The 23,273-nt window shown below is 36.7% G+C and carries 25 protein-coding genes and 1 riboswitch; of the genes, 17 read left to right on the plus strand and 8 right to left on the minus strand.

The window, feature by feature from the left end; translation table 11 throughout:
- Nucleotides 1-107: 107 nt before the first annotated feature.
- Together ACFQ19_RS17360 and ACFQ19_RS17365 are read right to left on the minus strand one after the other, a co-directional pair.
- A complete protein-coding gene (locus tag ACFQ19_RS17360; RefSeq protein WP_379593932.1) occupies nt 108-467 on the minus strand; it encodes a hypothetical protein in 360 nt (119 codons plus the stop codon).
- Entirely contained in the window at nt 460-1,677 is a 1,218-nt protein-coding gene (locus ACFQ19_RS17365) for a quaternary amine ABC transporter ATP-binding protein (protein ID WP_379593933.1), read from the minus strand. Before ACFQ19_RS17365 ends, ACFQ19_RS17360 begins: the two co-directional genes overlap by 8 nt.
- A 616-nt stretch (nt 1,678-2,293) precedes the next feature.
- Between ACFQ19_RS17365 and ACFQ19_RS17370 the strand changes: the two genes are divergently transcribed.
- On the plus strand, nt 2,294-2,863 hold the full coding sequence (locus ACFQ19_RS17370) for a GNAT family N-acetyltransferase (protein ID WP_379593934.1): 570 nt from the start codon (nt 2,294-2,296) through the stop codon (nt 2,861-2,863).
- Nucleotides 2,864-2,919: 56 nt separating this feature from the next.
- Nucleotides 2,920-3,921 (plus strand): alpha/beta fold hydrolase, encoded by a 1,002-nt coding sequence (locus ACFQ19_RS17375; RefSeq protein ID WP_379593935.1) that lies wholly within the window; start codon nt 2,920-2,922, stop codon nt 3,919-3,921.
- A gap of 102 nt (nt 3,922-4,023) precedes the next feature.
- Here the strand turns inward: ACFQ19_RS17375 and ACFQ19_RS17380 are convergent, their stop codons facing one another.
- Nucleotides 4,024-4,422: a hypothetical protein gene (locus ACFQ19_RS17380; RefSeq protein WP_379593936.1), complete on the minus strand. Its 399-nt coding sequence runs from the start codon at nt 4,420-4,422 to the stop codon at nt 4,024-4,026.
- Nucleotides 4,419-4,631 (minus strand): helix-turn-helix transcriptional regulator, encoded by a 213-nt coding sequence (locus ACFQ19_RS17385; RefSeq protein ID WP_379593937.1) that lies wholly within the window; start codon nt 4,629-4,631, stop codon nt 4,419-4,421. Before ACFQ19_RS17385 ends, ACFQ19_RS17380 begins: the two co-directional genes overlap by 4 nt.
- 535 nt (nt 4,632-5,166) lie before the next feature.
- On the opposite strand from ACFQ19_RS17385, the gene ACFQ19_RS17390 reads away from it, so the two are divergent.
- From ACFQ19_RS17390 to ACFQ19_RS17440, 11 genes are all read left to right on the plus strand, one after another.
- On the plus strand, nt 5,167-5,322 hold the full coding sequence (locus ACFQ19_RS17390) for a hypothetical protein (protein ID WP_379593938.1): 156 nt from the start codon (nt 5,167-5,169) through the stop codon (nt 5,320-5,322).
- 192 nt (nt 5,323-5,514) lie between these two features.
- The gene (locus tag ACFQ19_RS17395; RefSeq protein ID WP_379593980.1) at nt 5,515-5,625 is read left to right on the plus strand and encodes a transposase; all 111 of its coding nucleotides are present in this window, start codon (nt 5,515-5,517) and stop codon (nt 5,623-5,625) included.
- 62 nt (nt 5,626-5,687) lie between these two features.
- The gene (tnpB, locus tag ACFQ19_RS17400; RefSeq protein ID WP_379593940.1) at nt 5,688-6,827 is read left to right on the plus strand and encodes an IS200/IS605 family element RNA-guided endonuclease TnpB; all 1,140 of its coding nucleotides are present in this window, start codon (nt 5,688-5,690) and stop codon (nt 6,825-6,827) included.
- A gap of 141 nt (nt 6,828-6,968) precedes the next feature.
- Nucleotides 6,969-7,742, plus strand: a complete 774-nt coding sequence (locus ACFQ19_RS17405) for an MFS transporter (protein WP_379593981.1) — start codon at nt 6,969-6,971, stop codon at nt 7,740-7,742.
- 512 nt (nt 7,743-8,254) lie between these two features.
- Entirely contained in the window at nt 8,255-8,677 is a 423-nt protein-coding gene (gene fosM / locus ACFQ19_RS17410) for a FosM family fosfomycin resistance protein (protein ID WP_379593941.1), read from the plus strand.
- A gap of 142 nt (nt 8,678-8,819) precedes the next feature.
- Nucleotides 8,820-8,954, plus strand: a complete 135-nt coding sequence (locus tag ACFQ19_RS17415; protein WP_379593942.1) for a hypothetical protein — start codon at nt 8,820-8,822, stop codon at nt 8,952-8,954.
- 45 nt (nt 8,955-8,999) lie between these two features.
- Nucleotides 9,000-9,746: a Fic family protein gene (locus ACFQ19_RS17420; protein ID WP_379593983.1), complete on the plus strand. Its 747-nt coding sequence runs from the start codon at nt 9,000-9,002 to the stop codon at nt 9,744-9,746.
- Between the two features lie 202 nt (nt 9,747-9,948).
- Nucleotides 9,949-10,051: riboswitch (SAM riboswitch) on the plus strand.
- Nucleotides 10,052-10,148: 97 nt separating this feature from the next.
- Nucleotides 10,149-11,264 carry a 5-methyltetrahydropteroyltriglutamate--homocysteine S-methyltransferase gene (locus ACFQ19_RS17425; RefSeq protein ID WP_379593943.1) on the plus strand — a complete coding sequence of 372 codons (1,116 nt, stop codon included), beginning with the start codon at nt 10,149-10,151 and terminating at the stop codon, nt 11,262-11,264.
- 564 nt (nt 11,265-11,828) lie between these two features.
- A complete protein-coding gene (locus ACFQ19_RS17430; protein WP_379593944.1) occupies nt 11,829-12,302 on the plus strand; it encodes a GNAT family N-acetyltransferase in 474 nt (157 codons plus the stop codon).
- Between the two features lie 70 nt (nt 12,303-12,372).
- Nucleotides 12,373-13,662 carry an alpha/beta fold hydrolase gene (locus ACFQ19_RS17435; protein ID WP_379593945.1) on the plus strand — a complete coding sequence of 430 codons (1,290 nt, stop codon included), beginning with the start codon at nt 12,373-12,375 and terminating at the stop codon, nt 13,660-13,662.
- Between the two features lie 27 nt (nt 13,663-13,689).
- A complete protein-coding gene (locus tag ACFQ19_RS17440; RefSeq protein ID WP_379593946.1) occupies nt 13,690-14,490 on the plus strand; it encodes a GNAT family N-acetyltransferase in 801 nt (266 codons plus the stop codon).
- 170 nt (nt 14,491-14,660) lie between these two features.
- Here the strand turns inward: ACFQ19_RS17440 and ACFQ19_RS17445 are convergent, their stop codons facing one another.
- Nucleotides 14,661-15,401, minus strand: a complete 741-nt coding sequence (locus ACFQ19_RS17445; protein ID WP_379593947.1) for a hypothetical protein — start codon at nt 15,399-15,401, stop codon at nt 14,661-14,663.
- A gap of 263 nt (nt 15,402-15,664) precedes the next feature.
- On the opposite strand from ACFQ19_RS17445, the gene ACFQ19_RS17450 reads away from it, so the two are divergent.
- From ACFQ19_RS17450 to ACFQ19_RS17460, 3 genes are all read left to right on the plus strand, one after another.
- Entirely contained in the window at nt 15,665-18,325 is a 2,661-nt protein-coding gene (locus tag ACFQ19_RS17450) for an ATP-binding protein (protein ID WP_379593948.1), read from the plus strand.
- Nucleotides 18,297-19,001 (plus strand): response regulator transcription factor, encoded by a 705-nt coding sequence (locus ACFQ19_RS17455; protein ID WP_379593949.1) that lies wholly within the window; start codon nt 18,297-18,299, stop codon nt 18,999-19,001. Before ACFQ19_RS17450 ends, ACFQ19_RS17455 begins: the two co-directional genes overlap by 29 nt.
- A 319-nt stretch (nt 19,002-19,320) precedes the next feature.
- Nucleotides 19,321-20,577, plus strand: coding sequence for an MFS transporter (locus ACFQ19_RS17460; RefSeq protein WP_379593950.1), 1,257 nt, complete (start codon nt 19,321-19,323; stop codon nt 20,575-20,577).
- Nucleotides 20,578-20,748: 171 nt separating this feature from the next.
- Here ACFQ19_RS17460 and ACFQ19_RS17465 read toward each other — a convergent pair whose 3' ends face one another.
- Both ACFQ19_RS17465 and ACFQ19_RS17470 read right to left on the minus strand, forming a co-directional pair.
- On the minus strand, nt 20,749-21,132 hold the full coding sequence (locus ACFQ19_RS17465) for a hypothetical protein (protein ID WP_379593951.1): 384 nt from the start codon (nt 21,130-21,132) through the stop codon (nt 20,749-20,751).
- Nucleotides 21,133-21,137: 5 nt separating this feature from the next.
- A complete protein-coding gene (locus ACFQ19_RS17470; protein WP_379593952.1) occupies nt 21,138-21,341 on the minus strand; it encodes a helix-turn-helix transcriptional regulator in 204 nt (67 codons plus the stop codon).
- Between the two features lie 449 nt (nt 21,342-21,790).
- Between ACFQ19_RS17470 and ACFQ19_RS17475 the strand changes: the two genes are divergently transcribed.
- Entirely contained in the window at nt 21,791-23,020 is a 1,230-nt protein-coding gene (locus ACFQ19_RS17475) for an MFS transporter (RefSeq protein WP_379593953.1), read from the plus strand.
- A gap of 70 nt (nt 23,021-23,090) precedes the next feature.
- Here the strand turns inward: ACFQ19_RS17475 and ACFQ19_RS17480 are convergent, their stop codons facing one another.
- A complete protein-coding gene (locus tag ACFQ19_RS17480; protein WP_379593954.1) occupies nt 23,091-23,240 on the minus strand; it encodes a hypothetical protein in 150 nt (49 codons plus the stop codon).
- Nucleotides 23,241-23,273 lie beyond the last annotated feature (33 nt).

Genomic DNA, 23,273 nt, shown 5'->3' on the forward strand with positions numbered 1-23,273 from the left:
AACAAAAGATAAAACAATTTATCAGTTACTACAATGAACATTTGGCTAAACCATTCCGTTGGACGAAGGAAGCTAAAACCTTACAAATTTAATGTGGGGTATTTACTTCAGCCGCGTGGCACTAGTGGGACACCGATAACAATGGCGACCAAACTTGAAATGATTACCAAGGTTACCGTGTTCATTAAATCAGTCCACATACCTTGGTTATAGATAAATAGTAAACCTATAAAAGTAAAAAGGGCGAAACCCCATTTTCGGTTAAAAACGAAAAAAGCAGCTACGGTTAATAGTACCATCAAAAATAACGGAGGAACAGCTGATAGGGTATTAGTCGTGAAGTTCATAACCGCTTCGCCAACTGTCTGTAAGATGGAAAATAGTCCTGACCAGTGTTCCGTCAGCCAATCGACCCCACTATCAATCCAACTAGGAAGAGGTATTTCATGTTGTAGAAAGTCAAGCATCTGTGTTCACTCCCTCTTTGTGCGCGGTCCCTTCATTCTTATCTGTCATCGCACCAATCACACTGCCTCGGACCACAACACCAATGAGGCGATCATTTTCATTCACAACAGCCAGTGGGGCTGGAGAATTATAAATCAAATCAAAGATATCCGTAACTAAAGCATCCTTGCCAATTTTTTGTACATTTTTATCTAATACGTCATTGATGTCTTTTTCATTTTGTCGGGCATCTAAGGCGTTTTCTGCTGTTAAACTTCCCTTTAAATTACGTTGGCGGTCAACAGCCAGCAGCATGCTTACTTCTTCTTTTCGCATACGTTGTAAAGCAACATATGGTCCGTCTGTTTCCACATTAATCGTCAAAGCCGGCTCCATAATATTTTCTGCCGTTAGAACTTTGGAACGATCAACATCTTCCGTGAATTCGCGCACAAAGTCGTTGGCTGGATTCGTTAAAATCTCTTCTCCAGTACCAACTTGCATAATTTTTCCATCTCGCATTAACGCAATCCGATTTCCAATACGCAAAGCTTCATTTAAATCATGCGTAATAAAAATGATGATTTTTTGGAGTTTTTCTTGTAAGTCTAATAAATCATCTTGCATATCACGACGTATTAAAGGGTCCAAGGCAGAAAATGCTTCGTCCATCAATAGAATCTCTGAATCATTCGCCAAAGCCCTGGCTAGACCGACACGTTGTTGCATCCCGCCGGAAAGTTGGTCGGGATATTGGTCTTTATAGGAAAGCAGCCCGGAATTATCTAGAGCCTGTTCGGCTTTTTGTCGCCGCTCTTCTTTACCAACACCGCGTATTTCTAATCCATATTCCGCATTTTCCAAAACAGTGCGTTTTGGGAAAAGACCAAAGTTTTGAAAAACCATATTAACTTTTGTACGGCGCACTTGACGTAATTCTTCTTTCGACATTTTCGATACATCTTCATCGTTAATATAAACACTCCCTGAAGTGGGTTCAATTAATCGATTAATTAAACGTACCAAAGTAGATTTCCCACTGCCGGATAAACCCATAATGACAAAGATTTCTCCATCTTCTACGTCAAAACTTACATCATTAACACCGACAGTAGCATCAGTTTTTTCTAAAATTTCCTGTTTTGATTTTCCGTCTTTGACCATATCAAGTGCTTGTTGCGTTCTTCTACCAAACACTTTGGTCAAATTTCGCACTCGAACTCTGCTCAAAATAAAGACACTCCATTTCGTTTTTATAAGTTTTATGTTAATCACTGTAGCATAACAAATTTAAAAAACAACCCTGCCAACAGGCTTAACATGGTCAGCAGAAACTAAAAAATAGAAAAATACCTGTTATTCCAATTAAAAATTTCTGGAGTGAGGTACTACTATGAAGCTTTACTATAATATTTCAAAATAATACAAAAACAAATAAAATGTGAAAATTAGAAATTTAACGGATGACATGTTTTATCGAAGAAAGGGCAACATAAATCGGATCAATATGTGAAGGTCATGATACCGGAATCTGTTTTGCAATTTTAAATCTGTACTGTACATAGATAAATGATTTTGAGGAAATTTAACCAAAAAGGAACATATGAAAAACGATGGGTAAGAGTGGTATTACTGCCAGAACAATAGAAAGCAAGGTAATAATTTTTATCATAAATAATAAAGACATTTAAAATTTATTAGTTCCTTCTGGAAACTATAGATAATACGGGTTGAATTATGCTAATATTTAATTATTAATTAAGGAACCATATATCAAAATAAAATTATGAAAGCGATTCCTTTTATCGATTTCCGAGTGACACAAAATGATGGGAGTTGAATAGTATTGATTAGATTAGGATATTTTGGCAGGCAAGATTTTGATTTACTTATTAGCTGGATTGATTCACCAGAATTTCTTATGCAATGGGCAGGACCGCATTTTAATTATCCTTTGGATGTAGAACAGTTAAATCATTATATAGAAGGTGCTAATGAAGAAAGCTCCCAAATACATATTTATAAAGTCATCTTAAATGAAACCAATGAAACGATTGGCCATATTTCTCTAAACAATATTGATGTAAAGAACCGTTCTGCGAGAATAGGAAAGGTTTTGTTAGGAAGTACTGACATACGTGGTAAAGGCATAGGGCAGAAAATGGTTACGAAAGTCCTTAACATTGCTTTTGATCAACTGTCGTTACATAGAATAGGGCTTGGTGTCTTTACCTTTAATGAAGCAGCTATAAAGAGTTATGAAAAAGTTGGTTTTGTAAAAGAAGGTTTACTCCGAGATGTCAGGAAAGTTGGAGATGGATATTGGAGCTTATGGGAGATGAGCATGTTAGAAAATGAATGGAGGGGGATACAACAAAATGGAGCCATTATGATGATTGCTCATGATTTTAAATGAAAACGTGTTACCCATTGAAAATTAAGAAAATTTTTATAAATAGCGGAGGTGTCAATATGCAATCAAAGTTTACGGGAAACAATGAAAGTAAAAGAACAGCCATCAAGGAATACGTGAAAATTAACGGTGTAGAGCAAGGAATTATTGTAGAATCTGTAAATCAAAACAAACCATTGCTTTTATTCTTGCATGGCGGGCCCGGATTTCCTGCTTATCCTATCAATAAGGCATTAGGGGTAAAACTGGAACAATATTTTGATGTGTGCTATTGGGACCAGAGAGGAACTGGAATGTCGTATGATGCAAAATCAGTTAAAAAAGGGGTTACCGTGGAACAGTTAGTTGACGATACAATTAAAATAACAAACCATTTAAGAAATAAATATACACGAAATAAAGTGTTTATTCTTGGTCACTCCTGGGGCAGTTACCTAGGCAGTCTGGTGGCGCAAAAACGACCTGAACTTTTCTATGCTTATATCGGAGTTGGACAGATAGGAGCTCAACTGGAATCGGAAAAAGAAGCTTATCAATATATTTTACAAACAGCAATGGACAGAAATGATAAACGTGCTATCAAGCAAATTCAAAATGTGCATTTTGATGAAAACTTTTATCAAAATCGAGCTTATGCGGCCATCCGAAGCAAATTTACTGAGAAGTATGGCGGGGGCTTCAAGCGGGAAGGCTACTCCAACTCAAAGAGGCTGAAGCATGTTTTTTCTTGTTCAAATTATACGTTGAAGGAGCGAATCAATAGCTTTAAGGGAGCTATTTTAGGCTGGCAGTCACTAGGGCATGTAATGGCGACAGCAGATTTAGCAGAACTTGTCCCGAAGCTGGAGCTTCCGGTCTTTATTCTGCAGGGGGAGCATGATTACCAAACGACACTTACACAAGCAAGACGCTTCTATGAATTATTAGAAGCACCATTTAAGAAAATATATACTTTTAAAAATTCTGCGCACACTCCTTTTATTGATGAACAAGGGTTATTTTATCAAATTATTCAAGAGGATATATTGCCTGTAGTTGAAAAGGAAGTGACAGCGATTTAATAAAAAATAAATTTACTACTAATCTCTTTAATCTTCGTGTCTGGTGAATCGTAGTCCGAAAGCTTCCCTCTCCTTCTCTAAAATAGAAGAAGGGAAGCTTTTTTATTTCAAATTTAATATAAAAGCCCCAACTCCACACAGGCCCAAGTAGACCATGATTGCTAACCATAGGTAAGACATGGAGATGACGTCTATCCCAATAATTGTTAGCACAGCAAGGCCGATGATAATAACTCCTAAATAAATATGCGGAACAATAGCGTAGAATTTTTTCAAATTATTAATCGTTCTTTCATCAACAGCGGGCGTTTTATTTTTCTTTGTTTTTACATAGATTGCATTTATGAGGAAAATGATAATAAAGCCGGCAAGGGTTCCAAGCAACCCAGAGATATTCAGTTCACCAGTGAATACATAGATAATCGTGTGCGTGATAAAAGAACTGATAACACAAATAAAGCCAACGAAAGTCCACACCCATTTTTTAAAGTTTTCATTCATGATTTTTCCTCCTCTTCTAAGATAAAAATATCGTCAATCGGAAGTTCAAAGTATTTAACAATTTTAAGAGCAAGCTCTAAACTTGGATTGTATTTATTATTTTCTATCGCAGTCATTGTTTGCCGTGTTACTTGCAATTCTTCTGCTAATTGTAATTGCTTAATGCCTTTTTGTTTTCTGATTTCTTTAATGTTGTTTTTTACAGGCATTTTCTCTCCACCTTCACATAATGTAAACATACCTTTACATTATTTATAACATATACTTTTTGGAATGTAAATGTATCTTTACATCTTTGGTATGGATGATTATTGCCTTTATTTTCTGGTATTGACAGAAACAACCTGCTGGGATAATATTCTCATTACTATATTTTATTTGAGTCACTAAATATATCTAAAAGGCAAGGAAGAGAAGAGTAAATGTATCCAAGCATGACAGAGAACTCCGGCAGCTGGAAATGGAGGATGTAATGATACATGGAATCAAGTCTCTGAGCCGCACATGGGAAGTTTCTTTCAATGACGGATGGTGTGCCGGGTTCTCCCGTTACAGAGATAGAGTATACATATCATTTGAGATGATGTCGTACTTGAAAAGGTTTCTATGGCGACATGGAAACAAAGTGGGGTGGCACCACGAACTTCTAAATTCAAGGAGTCTCGTCCTCAAAGTAAATTACTTTGGGGGTGAGATTCTTTTTTTATTGAGAAATAAAAAACCTTGAATGGAGGAGGGCTTAAAATGACGTTTATGAACAGAAAGGATCCTTTCCTGCTTTTATTAGGGATTGGGGTTTCCAATTTAGGAGCTTGGGTTTATCGAGTCTCTGAGAATACTCGCGACTTTAGTCGTGTAGATGAATCAGCTTCGTTTGTGACATCGTTTCAGCTATGTTAAACAACCAACACATGTTTAAAAAATTATCGTATATGTCCCCTTTAAAAGTACGTTTTAAAAATTGCATATGTTAAAATGTATGTAGAGGTGTTTTTGTATGTCTGAAGTATATTATGGACACGGTTATGTCTATTCGATTCAATACCATTTGGTTTGATGCGTGAAGTATCGACAGGATATTTTGTATGGGAAATGGATACGGATGTTAAAAACTTGTTAAAACAAATAGCTGACAATCATAACGTTAAAATGGTTGAAATGGAATCAGATAAAGATCATATTCACTTTTGGAACTACTGGTAATGAAGCCACAGCAGAACAGTTGCGGACGTATATTAAAAACCAAAAAAGGAGAGGTAAATGCATTGATTCAACATAAGGCTTACCAATTCAGATTGTATCCTGATGAAGAACAAAAAATTTTTATCTCTAAAACCATTGGTTGCTCGCGATTCGTGTATAATCATTTTTTAGCATTGTGGAATGAAACATATTCTAAGACTGGAAAAGGATTAACTTATCATGCTTGTTCAGCTATGCTTCCACAAATGAAACAGACGGAAGAAACCATTTGGTTGAAAGAAGTTGACAGCATTGCCCTTCAATCATCCGTCATGCATCTGGCTGATTCGTTTTCCCGTTTTTTCAAAAAACAAAATAATAAACCGCAATTCAAAAGCAAAAAGAATCCAGTGCAAAGTTATACCACTAAAAATGTCAATAACAGTATCGCTATCTTGGGTAATCGGATGAAATTACCGAAGCTTGGATATGTTAAATGTGCCAAAAGTCAAGAACCCAAAGGGCGAATACTACATGCAACGATTCGAAAAAAAGGAAGCGGGAAGTTCTTTGTTTCGCTTCTTTGTGAAGAAGAAATCCGCCAACTTCCTAAAACAAATGCTGCCATTGGGGTTGATCTGGGTATTACAGACTTTGCGATTCTTTCTGACGGACAAAAGTTTGATAATCATCGATTCACATCAAAAATGGAAAAGAAATTAAAACGGGAGCAACGTAAGCTGTCAAGACGTGCTTTGTTAGCTAAACAGAAGGGCATCGACCTATTTGATGCAAAAAATTATCAAAAACAAAAACGTAAAGTAGCTAGGCTGCATGAAAAAGTAATGAACCAACGTAACGACTTTTTGAATAAGTTAAGTACAGAAATTATCAAAAACAACGATATAATCTGTATGGAGGACTTAAATACAAAAGGGATGTTACGTAATCGTAAACTGGCAAAAAGTATAACTGACGTATCTTGGTCAAGTTTTGTTGCGAAATTGGAGTACAAAGCAGAATGGTACGGACGAGAAATCATTAAGATAAGCAGATGGTTCCCGTCCAGTCAACTTTGTTCGGAGTGCGGACATCAAGATGGCAAAAAATCATTGGATATACGACATTGGACATGTTCTAATTGTCATACACACCATGACAGAGATATAAACGCTAGCAAAAATATTTTAGCGGAGGGATTACGAATAAAATCCCTCGTGTAAAATAACAAGAACCGCAGGAACTGCGGAGATAGCTTGGTAAATAAGAGAAACCGCTGTGAGTAAAGAAATATACTCGCAAGTAAACTCTATTCCCAAGAATCTCGTGACTTCAGTCATGAGAGGTTCAAATTAGGACCTTCTATTGCAGGTGTCCTGTTTCTATTCGATTCTCCCTACTTAGCCATTCAATTAAATGCGGTTGCTTTATTTATATCAGCTGTTATTATTCTATTTCTTCCTAACTTGGAATTACGGAATGAAAAATTAATTTCGGAAAAAGTCAGTATGGCGATCATTTTTAATGATTGGAAAAGAGTTGTCGGCTTTAGTAAACTCCATACCCATATCGCTCTGGTTTATGTACTATTTAGCGGAGTTATCGTATTTATGAGTGCGCTGGATTCTTTAGAAGCTGCATTTGCTACCGAAGTTCTTTCGTTATCTGAAAGTACTTATGGCTTTTTGGTAAGTATAGCAGGAATGGGAATGATTGCCGGAGCATTGATTAATGCTTTATTTACAAAATATTTAAAGCTGAATATTCTCATTGGTTTTGGAGCTATGTCTACGTCGATAGGCTATGTCATATTTGCCTTTTCGAGTAATTTTATATTGGCAGCTATTGGAGTCTTTTTATTGACATTCGCTTTGGCATTCGCAAATACAGGATTTTTAACTTTTTATCAAAATAATATACCTGTAGAGATGATGGGGAGGTTTTCAAGTGTTTTTAGTCTGGTAGAGGCTTTTTTCATTATCCTATTTACTGCTTCGATTGGGTTGTTTGCGGAACTATTTGAGATTCGGCAAACGTATATTCTAGGTTCCATGGTGTTTTTAATCCTAGGAGTAATCATTAATATGATTGTACTGAATAAATCGAAAAGGAATTACTATCAAGAAGAGATTGGTTAGAGAGACTTCATTTGTATTTTAAGGCAAGATTAGCAGCTGTTGCACAATCAATTATCTGATTCTGTAACAGCTTTCCACGGTTAGTGCTTTATTTTAGTTCATATAATAAATCAGATTATCAGTCCATTCGTCTGATTCATTTTTCTCGTACATTCATGATAAAACACACAAGTTCTGCTAAACAAAGACTTTTACCGATTGATTAGTGTTCTTTATTTATTTTTACCGTTAACTCTTTTATATACGAAATAGGAGTGAATAACCCCTATAACTGCAATTAATAGCCCTAATGATACTGTGAAGATAAAGCTATAAGATGTTAAAGGTGAAAAGATTAAAGAAATTGTATTAGAAACGACAGAGGGAGCAAAACATTGAAGAAGATTTTATAAGAAAAAAAGATATCGCTTTATTGGATGATGAATAGAATCAAGCAAATTACAGGGATATAATTATAATATAATAAACTCAACTAAGTTTATAGAAATACCACTAATTAAGGAGTGTTATAGTTGTCAATTAAAGGAATTAACCATTTATTATTTTCAGTTTCAGATTTGGAAAAATCGATTCATTTTTATCAAAGCGTATTTGATGCTAAATTGCTAGTTAAAGGGAAGAGTACCGCTTATTTCGATTTAAATGGAATGTGGCTGGCACTTAATTTAGAGAAAGATATCCCGCGTAATGAAATAAGTCAGTCATACACGCACATTGCTTTTTCAATTGAAGAAGATGATTTTGATAAAATGTATAACAAATTAGAAAAATTGGATGTAAACATCTTAACTGGTCGTCCCAGGGATAAAAAAGATAAAAACTCTATTTATTTTACAGATCCTGATGGTCATAAATTTGAATTCCACACGGGTACTCTGCAAGATAGAATAAATTATTATAAGCAGGATAAACCACACATGCATTTTTATGTTTAACAAGCTTAAGCGGTATTGTAGTCAAACGTTGCTAATAGAAATATGTTAATATTTAATAAAACATTAACGATAGCAACAGTCTTTTCATCATTTGTTGTACTATCTAAACGTTATTAAAATGATTAAGGGAGAGTATATAGACATGAAGAAAGAACATGACCTTGTATTTCGAGAAGTCCAACTGCCACGGCGAATTTGGATATGGCTGTCGCTCTTATTATGTGCCAGAGCAGCTGTTAAAGGGTTTGGTTTATGTTATACTATTGAACAGCATTAGTCGAAACGATTACAATTTAAAGGCAGGAGGGATATATATTTGGGTGTGAAAAAGAAATTATTAAATAAATCAAATGTTTTAAAAGAACAATTAGATAAAAAGAGGCCTTTACCAAATGAAGTGGTAAAAGATATGAAAGAGGATTTTTATATTAAAAATACGTACCATTCCAATGCAATCGAAGGAAATACGTTGACCCTGTATGAAACAAAGGCAGTTTTAGAAGATGGTATCACTATTCAAGGCAAATCTTTTCGTGAACATGCTGAAGCGAATAATCATAAAGAAGCTATTACGTACGTAGAGGAATTAATAAATGTTGAGAGTCCGTTAAACCAACGTATCATAAAAGATATTCACGCCATTGTAATGCAAGGCATAGATCGATCAATTGCTGGCAAATATAGAAATACTGCTGCTTTGATAACCGGTGCTAATCATACACCTCCATCTCATGAAAAAATTCAAGATGAGATGGATGACTTGGTGGATTGGTGTGAAAATGTTAATGATTTACATCCCGTGGAAAAAGCTAGCCTGCTACATGCCAAATTTGTAAATGTTCATCCTTTTTCTGATGGGAATGGAAGAACTTCCAGATTATTGATGAATTTTGAGTTGATGAAGTTTGGATTTCCTCCAATTACAATTGAAAAAGATGATAGGTTTAGGTATTATGAGGTGCTTGATATTTCTGGGACAAAAGGAGATTATGAGCCTTTTATATTGTTTATAGCTGAACGAGCGGTGAATACTTTAGAGAATCATGTGGATTTTTTAAAGGACTTATGAAATGGAAAAGAATAGGGTATATAAAATAAGCATTCTAAAGGTTTTTACTGAAATAAAAGAATATATCAATTGATTCATGTTATTTTTTACAAAATGTTGATGAAAATATATTACAGCAAATTGCCTAAATTTTAGTAATTTCCTTGACGAATGCATCGCTTCCATGTAGAGTAATTAATAATTATTCGTATAATTCCATATATTCTTATCCAGAAAGGCGGAGGGACTGGCCCGTTGAAGCCTTAGCAGCAGACGCTGATTTGTACTGTGCTAATTCCAGGAGCATTTTTGCTTGAAGATAAGAAGAGTTCTTAATCATAGTTAACCTCTTCTTTTTTTAGAAGGGGTTTTTAAATTGGATTATAGAATGAAAGCAGTAGATAAAGAGGAAGGGGTATTTTGATGACAACAGCAGCAGAAACAAAACATACACGTGCTCCATTCAGAGCAGACCATGTAGGGAGTTTTCTCCGTCCAAAGCGTTTGAAAGATGCGCGTACGCAAAAGGCAAAGGGAGAGATTAGTCAGGAACAATTGCGTCAAATTGAGGATGAGGAAATTACGAAACTGGTAGAACAGCAAAAAGAAGCCGGACTTCAATCAGTGACAGATGGCGAGTTTCGCCGTGCCTGGTGGCATTTTGATTTTCTGGAAGGCTTAGATGGCGTGGAAGGTTATACCGCAGAACAAGGTCTGCAGTTCACTGGAGTGGAGACCAAAAAACGAGGTATTAAGGTGACTGGTAAAATCGGTTTCAGCGATCACTATATGATTGAGCATTATAAATTTTTACATGGTATTGCTGGAGATGCAGTTGCCAAATTTGCGATTCCAAGTCCGAATATGCTCTTTTTCCGGGCGGATTTCGAAGACGGAGTCTATGAAAATGATGAAGCGATTATTGATGATTTGGTCACTGCTTATCAAGGGGTGATTCAGGCGTTATATGATGAAGGATGCCGCTACTTACAGCTGGACGACACTTCTTGGGCCACTTTTTTCTCAGAGGAAGGCAGAAATTCTCTGATTGAAAAAGGAAGAGATCCGGAGAAAACAGCTGAATTAAGTGCAAGGGCAATCAATGAATCCATCGCTAAAAGACCGGATGATATGCTGGTGACGATGCATATTTGCCGAGGTAATTTCCAATCTACCTATATGTCGAGTGGCGGTTACGAAGCGGTTTCTGAAACGATTTTTGGCAGTCTGCAGGTGGATGGGCTTTTCCTGGAGTTTGATGATGATCGTTCGGGCGGATTTGAACCGTTACGTCATGTAAACCGTGATGATTTATATATTGTACTGGGTCTGATTACGTCTAAATTCAGCGAACTGGAAGATCCGGAAGCTGTGAAAGCAAGGATAGCAGAAGCTGCGGACTATGTACCGTTGAACCAGCTTTGTCTGAGTCCTCAATGCGGCTTTGCTTCCACAGAGGAAGGGAATTTATTGACTGAGGAGCAGCAATGGGAAAAAATCCGGCATGTTGTTCGGATTGCTGAGGATGTTTGGAAATAAGTTTTAGAAAGAAAAGGAGATTGGGAGAGGAGTTCTTCTCCTGTCTCCTTTTTTACATGGATTGATTCTCACATTGTTAAATCATTGGTTATCCTGTATTTATTGAATAAACCGTGTTATTTTAGCATGTATAATGTTACAAGTATTATTATGTTTTTGAATGTAAATACTTTTGCGTTAATAAACCAGTATTAAAAACCGAAGCCAGCGTAATGAATAAAAATAAATTTACAATTAAATCATTGAATCGATAAGCAAAATTGAAATGCAAATAAGTGTTTATGATGAACAGCAATGAAGCGAATGACGAAAGAATCAACTGGATTCTTAAAGACTTAAACATATAAATTAAACCTCCTTCTGCTGGTAACTTAATTTATATAAGGCTAACATATTGATGAAAAAAATATAAAGTCCCAAAATGCAAATAAAGAAAGAAATAGAGATAATTTTTTGATATATTAGTAAATAACATATAAGAATATATACCTTTATATTTGATATTTGGAAGCACTGATATGAATGGATAATACATCGCAGTATTTGTATAAAGGAGCGATTAAAATGGAGATTCGTCATTTGCAAAGTGCGGATTATGATGTCCTGATTCCACAGATAAATGAATGGTGGGGCGGACGTGATATGGCAGGGATGCTGCCTAAATTATTTTTTAATCATTTTAAAAATACCAGCTTTATCGTAGAAGATGAAGGAAAGATTGCAGGTTTTGTAATTGGGTTTTTATCACAAGATCAGCTAGATGAAGCATATATTCATTTTGTAGGTGTGCATCCGGATTACCGAAAGAAAAACATTGGAAAAACACTTTACGAAACCTTTTTTACCAAGGTTAAAGGGGCTGATCGGAAAATCATCCGTTCCATCACTTCACCAGTAAATAAAACATCGATTGCATTCCATCAAAAAATGGGTTTTGTGATGGAGCAAGGAGATAAAACAGTGGATGGTATAGCTGTGAAAGCAAATGATGATGGAGTTGGCAATGATCGTATTCTGTTTCGTAAGGAAATAGAATAAATCGTTATGAAAGATAAAGGTTCTTAAAAAAACAGAGAAAAATAAGACAAGATTCGATCGGAGGGACGCTATGTCACCCAAACTACAAGTCAGTTCAATAGATTCCTATATTGACAAGAAAGTTATGATAAAGGTAATTGACTGTGCAGCAAATACGAACGTTTCCATTCATGCATCCACCTATGATGAAGAGCATAAAAAATTTAGTTCTTACGCGACATTTATAGCAAATGATGATGGCGTTGTGGATGTATCTTCACAAAAGCCTGTGGAAGGTACTTATGATAAAGCGGATCCATTTGGCTTGTTCTGGTCAATGGACTATACGGATTCCAAATGGGGAGATTATTACCAAAAGAGCAGTTCGGATAAGGTTTCTATCACTCTGGTTTTAAAAGTGAATGAGGAAGAAAAAGATACTGTCACGATTTATAGGCATTTTTATATGGAAGGTGTAGTAAAGGAAACTGTGCAGCATCATCAACTAAAAGGAACACTCTTTCATCCGGAAGAACAGGGAAGTTATCCTGCTGTTTTAGTATTAAGCGGATCAGATGGCGGAATGCAAGAACATGCAGCTGCTTTATTGGCTTCTAAAGGATATACCGCATTGGCTCTTGTTTACTTTGGGATGGAAGGAGTGCCGAAAGACCTTGAGGAAATTCCGTTAGAATATTTTCAAGAAGCAACAAGGTGGCTGAAACATCACGAATATGTTAATGGAGATATACATGTAATTGGTTATTCGAGAGGCGGAGAACTTGCCCTGCTTTTGGGAGCAACATTTGATGACTATCAATCTATCATTGCCGGTGTACCCAGCGCTTACATAACTCCAGGTATGAAAAATGGGATATTTGCTCCGATAACGTCCTGGGTTTTCCATCAGGAAGCTTTGCCTGCCATCAAGTTTAAGTACCCTCTTTCTATGATGTTTTCAAGTATAAAGAATTGGCTCATAAAAAAGCCCATATCCTTTTCAGCTATATGGGAGAAAACGTTGAAAAATCAGGAGAAGACGGCAGAATCCAGAATTTCCGTTGAAAATATTCATGCTCCTATCATGTTTATTTCTGGCGGCGATGATCAGTTATGGCCGTCCAACCGCTATGTCAATATGATGGAAAAGACGCGGAAGAATTTGAAGGAACCATATCAAGATCGTTATTTATATTATGAAAATGCCGGTCATTTTCTATCTTTTCCCTATAGTTTTGTAAATCTTCCTACTAATGTATTCATGCAAGTAGGGGGAGGAATGACAATGACATTTGGCGGGACAAAGGAAGCAAACGCAGATGCGGCAAAGGATTCTTGGGATAAGATACTGGAATTTCTTGCTGAGAATGATAGGGAGTAATCATTTATATTTATTGGAGGAACGGGAATGATACGTAAACTTACAAAAACAGATCATGCGAAAGTAATGGAATTGGTTGAACCAAAAGCAGCAGAAAATTTGTTTATCATTGGAAACATTGAAGCGTTCGGCTACGATTCTGATATGCAAGAAGTGTGGGGAGAGTGGGAGCAGGACAAACTAATCGCTGTTCTCCAACGTTATCGTACTTATTTTGTGATTTATAGTGAAGGGGAATATGATATCAGAGGGTTTGCGAAAATCATAAACGCACATAAACAGCGGTTTGATTTAAGTGGTCTGAAACATTTGATTGAACCCTTAGAAACATATATTGATAGATACGTGCGTGTACATAAAGAAACATACTATGCAGCTTGTGAAACATTAAGCTATCCAGTAAGTGCAGAGCAAATAGAACAGGTAGAATATCTGACTTCTGCTGATTATGAAGAGAATATTGACATGCTGGGTTCTATACCGGAATTTTCAACAAGTAATTTAACGAAAGAATCCAGAGAAGATGCAGAGAAAAATAAGACAGGGCGCACCTACTTTATTCGTGATGAACAAGGAACAATGGTTGCATCTGCATCGACCACTGCTGAAAATTCCCAATCCGCGATGATTGTCGGCGTAGGTACAAGGCCGGGATATGAGCGGCAGGGCTATGCAACGAAGTGTATGGAGAAATTATGTACAGCGTTATTAGCAGAGGGAAAGTCGCTTTGCCTGTTTTATGATAATCCGGCAGCTGGAAATATCTATAAACGATTAGGTTTTGAAGATATCGGTAAGTGGACGATGATTCGTTATGAAGCAGATTAGGTTATTGGCATAGAGTATCAAGGTGACGTTTCGCTGTGATTCGATTTATTAATTTGAATGAATATATCCATTCAATAAAATCATTAAAACGGTGGAACGCAGGGGTATGAAATAGACGAAAATGCGGATGGGATCAACATTTCCCATCCGCTTTGACATGAAAATGAGTCTTAATCCATCATATATATTTTTTCAATCAGATTTTTCACTTCATCATCATCTCCTGGGTCAATAGAGACAAGTTTTGTATTTTCAATGATTTCTCTCATGTCCTCTTTAACATCTTCTAAATCTATATCATCCGGACGAGGCATTCCTCCGTACCAGCGATTTCCATAGGGAATGTTATATACATTAATTGTTCCGTCTCCATTGCCGCTGTAGGTTACCATGCCGTCTACGATGCGGGAACCGGATATCTGAATAACGTCTTCGGGGTAGCTGATATCGTTTTCGTCATCATTGGGGTCAAGCGGTGTACCGGCTGGAATATGTTCTACATATAATTCATCAACATCTTGGTTTGGACCAAGCTGCAGCCAGACGCGGGCATATTCAATTTCTTCAGCAGAATAACTGGATAATGCATGGTTATCTTCTGCATCTTGATCTTCAGAGGAATTTTCCTCGCTTTCTTCTGCCGCTGTATTGTTTTCAGCAGTATCTGTTTCTGATTCCTCGCTCGGATTGTTTTCCGAGTTATTTTCAGGGGTTTCGTCTATGGATGTATGATCTTCGGATTCATTTTCATCTGTTATATTCTCATCGTCTGCTGTGTCCGGAACTTCCACTGTTTCATCTGTATCCGTATCTTGATTATTTTCTTCGTTGGTATTATTGGAACAGGCGATAAGTAATAACATGATAAAAAGAAGGAAGCTATAGCAAGTGATTTTTAAATATTTTTTCATTTGGTTATCTTTCCTTTCTTTTAATGAAATTAGATAAAATGCTTTAATGAAAGCGCATAAAATAAATCATAAAGTATTCCCTTTGACTTGTAAAACGTACATTTCATTTTTTTCTGCTGTGTTCGGATAAGTGCACTTGATGATGTAACGATTTTTATCACCTCATTTACACAACAAATCACAGAGAGATGGTGAAAAGAGATATATTTTGAGATATAATGAAAAGAGTTAGATGCACGTTGAAAGAGAGGAAGAATGTTCCGTTGAAAAAGAAAAAGCAGAGACATCCACGCTCTTTTAAGAAAGAATTAATTTATTCTTTTGTTAGCATTTCCTTCATATCCATCCTATTATTAGGTGTGTTTCAAATTTATCAGCTTTCTTCCCTTGTTGATGAAAATCAGGAAAATCAAGCGCAGACAACGAAATTTCTGAAAAACTATATCACTTCTTATATTCAAGACTATCAAAAAGCGATTGAAACCAGAGTACCTGAGATAAGAGAAGATATGCAAAACAATCAATATGAACAAATTCAGGACAAATTGCTTTCGATTCGGCAAACCTATCCAGGATTTGTTAATTTGTATGTCGGGGACAGCGATGGACAGTCCGTTGTTTTTTCTCCTGAAGTTACCGAGGAAGGGCGCGCTGTTGACAATCAGGACTTTAGTGATCGAGGATATTATCAAAATCTGATGGAGCAAAAAGAAACAGTTATCTCGAGCGTTTTTATGGGAAGAGGCGGTACGAATCAGCTCCTGATCACGATTGCAACGCCTCTTTTAAACGAACAGGGAGAGATGGACGGCTATATTCTCGGCGCATTAGATTTAAGTGCGCTCGAACAGTATATTACAAATCGAAATGTAGGGACAGAAGGCTATGCGGTAGTACTTGATCAGAATAATAACGTCATTGTTCATCCAGGTCTGGACGAACGATCACAAGTTGTTGATTGGAATGATAGTCCGGTAGTACAGCATATGAAGGATCAAAATCAGGCGGCAGGAGGAGCGTATTTCACACTCGATGAAGGTGACAGTAAAGAGTACATTACATATGAAACGATGGAAGATTTGGATGGCTGGAGAGTCTGGGTTGCAAGACCTGCTGCGGCTATTTCGAACACCTATGTGAATGCGATTATAACCATTATTCTTTTTATTCTCCTTACAGCAGTTGTCATGACAGGATTTAGTTTTATTTTAACAGAACGTTTAGAAAAATCAATTCGAAACTTGCTTGAGTATATCAAGGAATATACACGCGGCTATAAAAATAAACTCTTTGTTACCAGACAAATAGAGGGTCCGCGTGAGATGGAAGAGCTGTCGCATCATTTTAATCATATGATTCATGAAATTGAAAAAAACCGGTTAGAACTGATGCAGCTCAATGCGGATCTGGAGTCGCGTGTACAGGACCGTACAACCGATTTAGAAAATAAAAATATAGAATTAAATACAGTGAATCAATTAATCACATCTGTGTCCACCGATAAAGATATCATGAACTTTATCCAGTTTTGTTTAACACAAATTAAATCAGCTATTCCACATCCGATTCGCATCTTGTTTCAAGGGTATTCTATTACAGCTGGTGATATTACGGTTCAGCCGAATCGTGATCAGTATGTACAGGAATGGATGAACCAGAAAAACTTCTATGTTGAAAAAATAAACATTGTACCTGACCAGGTTGGATATTTTATCGTAGAGTGGCGTCATGAAAAAACAATGGGTGAGGGAAATAAGGAATTCCTGCAGACCTTTGCCAACTCGCTGTCCATCATGCTGGAAAACAAATTATTATTTGAACGGTATCGACAGAAACATGCCGAATTTGATGCCATATTAGAGAGTATGTCAGAAGGATTAATGCTTTTGAATAATGATCGGCAGGTGCATTATGTGAATGACTTTTTCCAAAAAGAAATCAACGAATGGAGCCTTTCACATCAAGAATTATTGCAGATGAAGGATGTTTATCATTGTTTTATGACTACGTTTAACGTGAAGAAACAGCAGTTAAATCGATTTTTTGATAATGAAGAAGGTTACTTGAAGCTTGAAAAAGAGCTGCCGGCAGGGAAGAAGAAATATTTCATGCTGTATAAATTTCTGGTAATGTCTGAGGAAACGAAGATGGGTGAAGGGCTATTACTGCGTGATATTACCAAGGAAGAAGAAATTGATACGTTAAAAAATAATCTGATTTCTCTGGCTTCCCATGAATTTAAAACGCCAATTACCAATATTAAGGGAAGCGTGGAAACACTGCTGCGGCCGGAAGTAGAATGGGATGCTGCGTTTCAGACGGAGCTGCTTGAAGGAGTTCATGAGGACATTGAACGTATTCAGCATCTGGTGAACGACTGGATGGATATTTCTAAAATTGAATCCGGTACGATGTACGTAGAACCTGATTATATACGGGCTGATGATGTTATTGAATCATCCATTGATCAGATTCCGGAATCTCTGCGGAAAGATGCTGTGATCACTTTTAACAATCAAAATGAGGAAAGTCGGTATATATATGCGGATAAACACCGTATACAACAAGTTTTAATTAATTTGCTCACCAATGCTTTACGATATAACGATGAAGCGAAGAAAGTAATTCAAGTTACGTTGCAAACAGAAGGGAAAGAGACAGTCATCGCTGTAGAAGATAATGGTATTGGTATTTCCGATAATCATATCAAAAAAATATTCAACCGGTTCTACCAGGTGGATATAACAGCTACTCGACGAACGGGCGGTACCGGTCTTGGACTTTCCATTTGTCAGGGTATCATGGAAGCGCATCATGGCAGAGTGGAAGTATCCAGCATTCCGGGTGAGGGAAGTGTATTTAAGCTTTATTTTTCTGAAAGAGATGGTGATTCGTTTGAAACAGAAAATCTACATAGTGGATGATGAAAGAAAAATAGTGCGTTTCATAGCAGCCAATTTGAAATCCGTCCATTATGAAGTGATTACAGCGGATTCCGGAGATGAATTGCTGGAAAACTTTGATATGGTATCACCTGATTTGGTATTGTTAGATATTATGATGCCAGGTCATGATGGATTTTATGTGTTGGAAGAACTTCGTAAGTTTTCGAATGTCCCGGTTATCATGCTGACTGCCCGGAGCAATCCGAAAGACAAGGTACAAGGATTAAATTTGGGAGCGGATGATTATTTGACTAAGCCATTCTCTCTTGAAGAATTGTTTGCCAGAGTGAATGCCGTTTTGCGCCGGAGTCAGCCGGAACATGCTAATCAGCAGTCGGATTGCAGCCAGGTGATCCACACTGGGGAGTTTGTTATTGATATTGGAAGCAAGCGGTGCTGGATAAATCAGCGCGAATTTAAATTAACACATACCGAATTTTCGTTGATGGAAATACTAGCATTGCATTTGGATAAAGTTGTTCAGCATGAAACGCTGCTCGCAGAAGTTTGGGGACCGCAGTACAGGGATGATGTGGAATATTTACGAGTGGCCATTGCCCGGATAAGACGTAAAATGAAAAGTCAGATAAATGAAGAAAAGGAATACATTGTGACCTATCCTGGTCTTGGTTATATGCTGCAGAGCGTCTCATAAAACGAAACTTCATTCAGTGGGAGTTTTTCGACGCCAAATGTTTTCGATGGGGCGAGTAATCGTAGCCCCAGGACGTCGCGAACTTAGTCTGCTTCCTTATTTCTCCGTGATAAAATATTAAACCGCTAATCTTCCATTTTGGTTGATTGGCGGTTTTTATTTTAGTTTATTTTTTTAATGTTTTTGCAATGTGGGCTGTTCCCTTTTTATTCGATTGTAATGGGTTATGTAGTATGGTTATTAATAAAGATAGCTATCCTATTTAACGTTTTATGAATCATATGTAAATCTATTTTCGTTTAGGTAAGGAGGAAGCAGCATGACTGAACAGAATGAAGCATTATCTCATGAATCCAAAGGCCGGATTCCGTATTGGGTGAAGGCTGTTATTGTATTTACGTTGGGGTGGATTGCATTATATGCAACTCGTACGATTTTAAATCCGATAATGGACAATATTCAAGTAGACTTTGGCTTATCCAATTCCCAACTTGGTTTGATTATGAGTATATTTTTCCTTGGGTATGCCGGTTTGAATGTCCCATCCGGAATACTTGGCGATAAACTTGGTAAGAAACGGGTACTTGTTCCAGGTGTGATTTTATTTGGTGCTTTTGCCATTATCACTGGTATGATGCCGACATTCTTCCTTTTCATGGCGACATGGATAATGGTCGGGGTTTTCCAGGGATTCTACTATGGCCCGCAGTATGGGTTATCATCGGAAGCCATTCCGACAAAACGCATTACCATCGGCAGTGCGATTATTAACAGTGGAATGGCGTTTGGTACCTCCCTTGGTTACTATATTTCTACTTATACTGTTAATGTGTGGGGAATGGATTGGCGCACACCATTCTACATCATTGGTGTTATCGTTATTTTGATTGGGATTACCATGTGGATTGTCATCAAAGACAAGCCGGTTACGAAAGAGGACCGGGAAGCGGCTAAGGGAACAGATGATAAATTAAAACTTGGAGATTTGTTCAAAAACAAAAACTTGATTATGGCTTATATCACCATTTTCAGTGCCATTTATGGCTTCTTCGTTATTCTTACTTGGCTGCCTTATTATTTGGAACATGCACGTGGTATTACAGGCGGGTCCGTTGCATTTGTATCTTCCCTGGTACCTTGGGCAGCAATTCCAGGTTCCATTTTGTTTAGCTGGATTGCTGATAAAATGGGGAAACGGCGTCCCGTATTGCTTGTAATGCTGCCGTTATCTATCTTGGCTATTATATCCATCGTCGCATTTGATAGCATGGTTGTTTTATATGTTGCTTTGATTGGTTATGGTATTTTCGGTAAAATCAGTACCAATCCGGTTCTGGTTGCAGTTGTAGCTGATAATGCTCCTAAAAATGCTTATAGTACAGCATTTGGTGTTTATAACTTTATTGGCATGTGCGGATCTATACTTGCGCCATATATTACCGGGTTCTTAACCGATGTGACTGGTACATTGAATGCTGGTTTCTACTTTGCAGCCGGATTGCTTGTCATTGGTACGATTGCCAGCATGTTTATTAATGAGAATAATCGTCCAAATGTGGAACAATCTGAGGCTTAAGTCTAACTTTTACAAAAGAAAGTAGAGTAGGCCAAAGCAGATCTAACAGTGTATTAAAAAGTTCGATAAGAGAAGCGCAAGTAGAGCTTATGCAGGCTAAGAAAGGAACATCTTTGTTTTAAATACCTGCAAGGGCACTGCTTGCGCTTTATTTTTAATTATTGCAATCTGCTACCTGCGACTAACTATTAAGGCGATAATTCCAGTTAACGCAAAATAACCGAATACGGTAAGCAGAACTGTTATAGTAGGGATAGAAGAAACATCTGCTGCTAGTAATATTCCAAGAATGATTATGAGCAAAACTGTAAAAATATTTGAAGTGTAAAAGTAAACATTCCGCATATTACGAATCGTCCGTTCATCGAACTCCGGTGTTTTGTCTGATTTTTTTACGACATAAATAATGTTAATTATAAAAACCAACAAAGCAGCGCTGAAGCCGCCAAGCAAAGTACCAAGGTTGAAATTACCAATTTGAGAAATCGCTGTGCCGATAAATGCTCCAAAAGCGCCAAAACTGAACGTCCATTGAGAAAAATTCCTTTTTTTCAATAGCTTCACTCCTCTTCTAAAATAAATACCTCTTCAATAGGAAGGTTAAAATAGCTGACAATCTTTAATGCTAACTCAAGGCTTGGGTTATATTTATTGTTTTCAATCGCTGTGAATGTTTGTCTTGTAACTTGTAAATCTTCAGCCATCTTTAGTTGCTTGATACCTTTTTCTTTTCGAATCTGTTTAATATTATTTTTAACGGGCATTTTTTCACCGCCTTAAAAGTAAAGATATCTTTACCTCGTGAAAGATGGTTTTACTTAAATATGGAGAAAACAGTAACATTTCATTTTATATTAAAAATTAAAATAATATTTACGGAAAACAAAATGATTGGTATACTAAATATAATTTTTAGAACGGAGGTGAAAAGGAATGGATATAATGGCTGTGAACACACGTGAAAACTTGGGATATGCTATTGTTTTTACATGTGTCATCATGCTTATATTTGCTGATAACGGGAGAAGTCTGCCCAATTTTAGCAAAATAGGTATGTTACACAGCTGATTAACTATTCTTTTTCACATATTTCGATGGGAGAAGACTGTTCGTTAATGGAGCGGTCTTTTTTTATTTCTAAAAAATAATATAGATTGAAAATTACTCCCTCTTTATATGTGAAAGTCAAATTTCACAGAAAAGAGGAAGCATGATGTTATTTCAAAATAAAAAGTTTCAATATTTAATTTGGTCCAGAATTTCATCCAATATTGGGGATAGTATTTTTTATGTTGTTTCCATGTGGGTGGTTTTAGAAATAAGCGATTCTCCAGTATTGACTGGAGTGGCAGGATTTTTATTCACATTGCCTTCCATTTTAAATGTGTTTATTGGTCCGTTGATTGATCGCAGTAATCCTATTAAATTATATATATTTGTAAGCTTCTTGCAAGCATTTTTATTAGGAATAATTTTATTCTCTTCTAGCGTTGGAGATATAAATGTATGGATGTTACTGTGTATTATTTTTCTTTTAACTATTTTTACAGAGGTGGTATATCCTATTGAAAATGTTCTGATACCAAAGGTTGTTCCAGAAAAGCATTTAGTAAAAGCAAATGCTGTCATGTCTGTTGCTTATCAAGGCTTGGATTTTGTATTTAACGGCTTATCGGGAATGTTAATTGGATTTTTTGCCATTTCTACCTTATATGGAATAAATATCATATTTTTTATGATTCCTATACTGTTGATGATATTGCTTAAAAGGGTTCAAGTCATAAAAAACGAAGAGGATCAAGCTAGGAACACGAACTATAAAGCAGCATTGCTGGAGGGTATAAAGGCAGTTAATCACCCTTTGCTGCGAGCATTTTTAATTCCGCTGACGATGGTTAATTTTTTGTTTGCGATGGTTCTTGTGACACTGCCGTCTTTTGCAGATCAGTATGGAAATGGTTCTTCAACATATGGATTGACAATTGCATTCCTAGGATTAGGTTCGATGCTGGGGGCTTTATTTATAGACAGGTTCAAAACAAAACAGCGATTAGGTATTATCTTGTCTTTTGGTTTTATGTTATCCGGAGCTGCGTGGATTTTGATGGTATTCAGCATTCACATATCATCAATTCTCTTTTATATGCTGCTGGTTATCTCCTATGCATTTATCGGGGCTGTAAATGTATTGTTTACGGTTCTTTTTCAGAAGCTTCCGGAAGAAAAAATACTGGGGCGTGTGAATACAGCTGTTGAAAGTATTATCAGTTTTGCCATGCCTGTCGGCTCATTAATTGGAGGCTTTTTAACAGAGCTTACTTCACCGATTTTTGTTCTGTGTTTGTTTGGGATAGGATTAATCATATTAGGTGCCTTTTATTTAACGAATAGAAATATTCAAAGTTTGCCTGATATTGATAAGATGGGAAAACTTCAAAAGTAAATGGATATTATTCAACATATACACGCTGAAAAAGCTGCGTTCATGTAAGACGCAGCTTTTTCGTTAGGGGTTATCTTTTTCGCTTGTTTTTCTTATTGTCCAAATTCAAAAATTCGCTGTTTTCACTTGCAAACTCTGTATGATGACCCGTTTTATTATGCTTGTTGCGGTTATTTTGTTTTCCTTTGTCCTTATTGCGATTTTTATTTTCTTCAGACATGACTGCGCACCTCCTGTGAATATTTATGGTGAT

The sequence above is a fragment of the Oceanobacillus locisalsi genome, assembly GCF_042675985.1.
Taxonomy (GTDB): Bacteria; Bacillota; Bacilli; order Bacillales; family Amphibacillaceae; genus Oceanobacillus; species Oceanobacillus locisalsi.

Coding starts and splice junctions, on each gene's coding strand:
- ACFQ19_RS17385 (WP_379593937.1), bottom strand. CDS start 4,631: ATGCCTGTAAAAAACAACATTAAAGAAATCAGAAAACAAAAAGGCATT.
- ACFQ19_RS17470 (WP_379593952.1), bottom strand. CDS start 21,341: ATGCCCGTTAAAAATAATATTAAACAGATTCGAAAAGAAAAAGGTATC.
- ACFQ19_RS17390 (WP_379593938.1), top strand. CDS start 5,167: ATGACGTTTATGAACAGAAAGGATCCTTTCCTGCTTTTATTAGGGATT.
- ACFQ19_RS17445 (WP_379593947.1), bottom strand. CDS start 15,401: ATGAAAAAATATTTAAAAATCACTTGCTATAGCTTCCTTCTTTTTATC.
- ACFQ19_RS17475 (WP_379593953.1), top strand. CDS start 21,791: ATGTTATTTCAAAATAAAAAGTTTCAATATTTAATTTGGTCCAGAATT.
- ACFQ19_RS17380 (WP_379593936.1), bottom strand. CDS start 4,422: ATGAATGAAAACTTTAAAAAATGGGTGTGGACTTTCGTTGGCTTTATT.
- ACFQ19_RS17435 (WP_379593945.1), top strand. CDS start 12,373: ATGTCACCCAAACTACAAGTCAGTTCAATAGATTCCTATATTGACAAG.
- ACFQ19_RS17430 (WP_379593944.1), top strand. CDS start 11,829: ATGGAGATTCGTCATTTGCAAAGTGCGGATTATGATGTCCTGATTCCA.
- ACFQ19_RS17480 (WP_379593954.1), bottom strand. CDS start 23,240: ATGTCTGAAGAAAATAAAAATCGCAATAAGGACAAAGGAAAACAAAAT.
- ACFQ19_RS17375 (WP_379593935.1), top strand. CDS start 2,920: ATGCAATCAAAGTTTACGGGAAACAATGAAAGTAAAAGAACAGCCATC.
- ACFQ19_RS17460 (WP_379593950.1), top strand. CDS start 19,321: ATGACTGAACAGAATGAAGCATTATCTCATGAATCCAAAGGCCGGATT.
- ACFQ19_RS17440 (WP_379593946.1), top strand. CDS start 13,690: ATGATACGTAAACTTACAAAAACAGATCATGCGAAAGTAATGGAATTG.
- ACFQ19_RS17395 (WP_379593980.1), top strand. CDS start 5,515: ATGGATACGGATGTTAAAAACTTGTTAAAACAAATAGCTGACAATCAT.
- ACFQ19_RS17360 (WP_379593932.1), bottom strand. CDS start 467: ATGCTTGACTTTCTACAACATGAAATACCTCTTCCTAGTTGGATTGAT.
- ACFQ19_RS17415 (WP_379593942.1), top strand. CDS start 8,820: ATGAAGAAAGAACATGACCTTGTATTTCGAGAAGTCCAACTGCCACGG.
- ACFQ19_RS17425 (WP_379593943.1), top strand. CDS start 10,149: ATGACAACAGCAGCAGAAACAAAACATACACGTGCTCCATTCAGAGCA.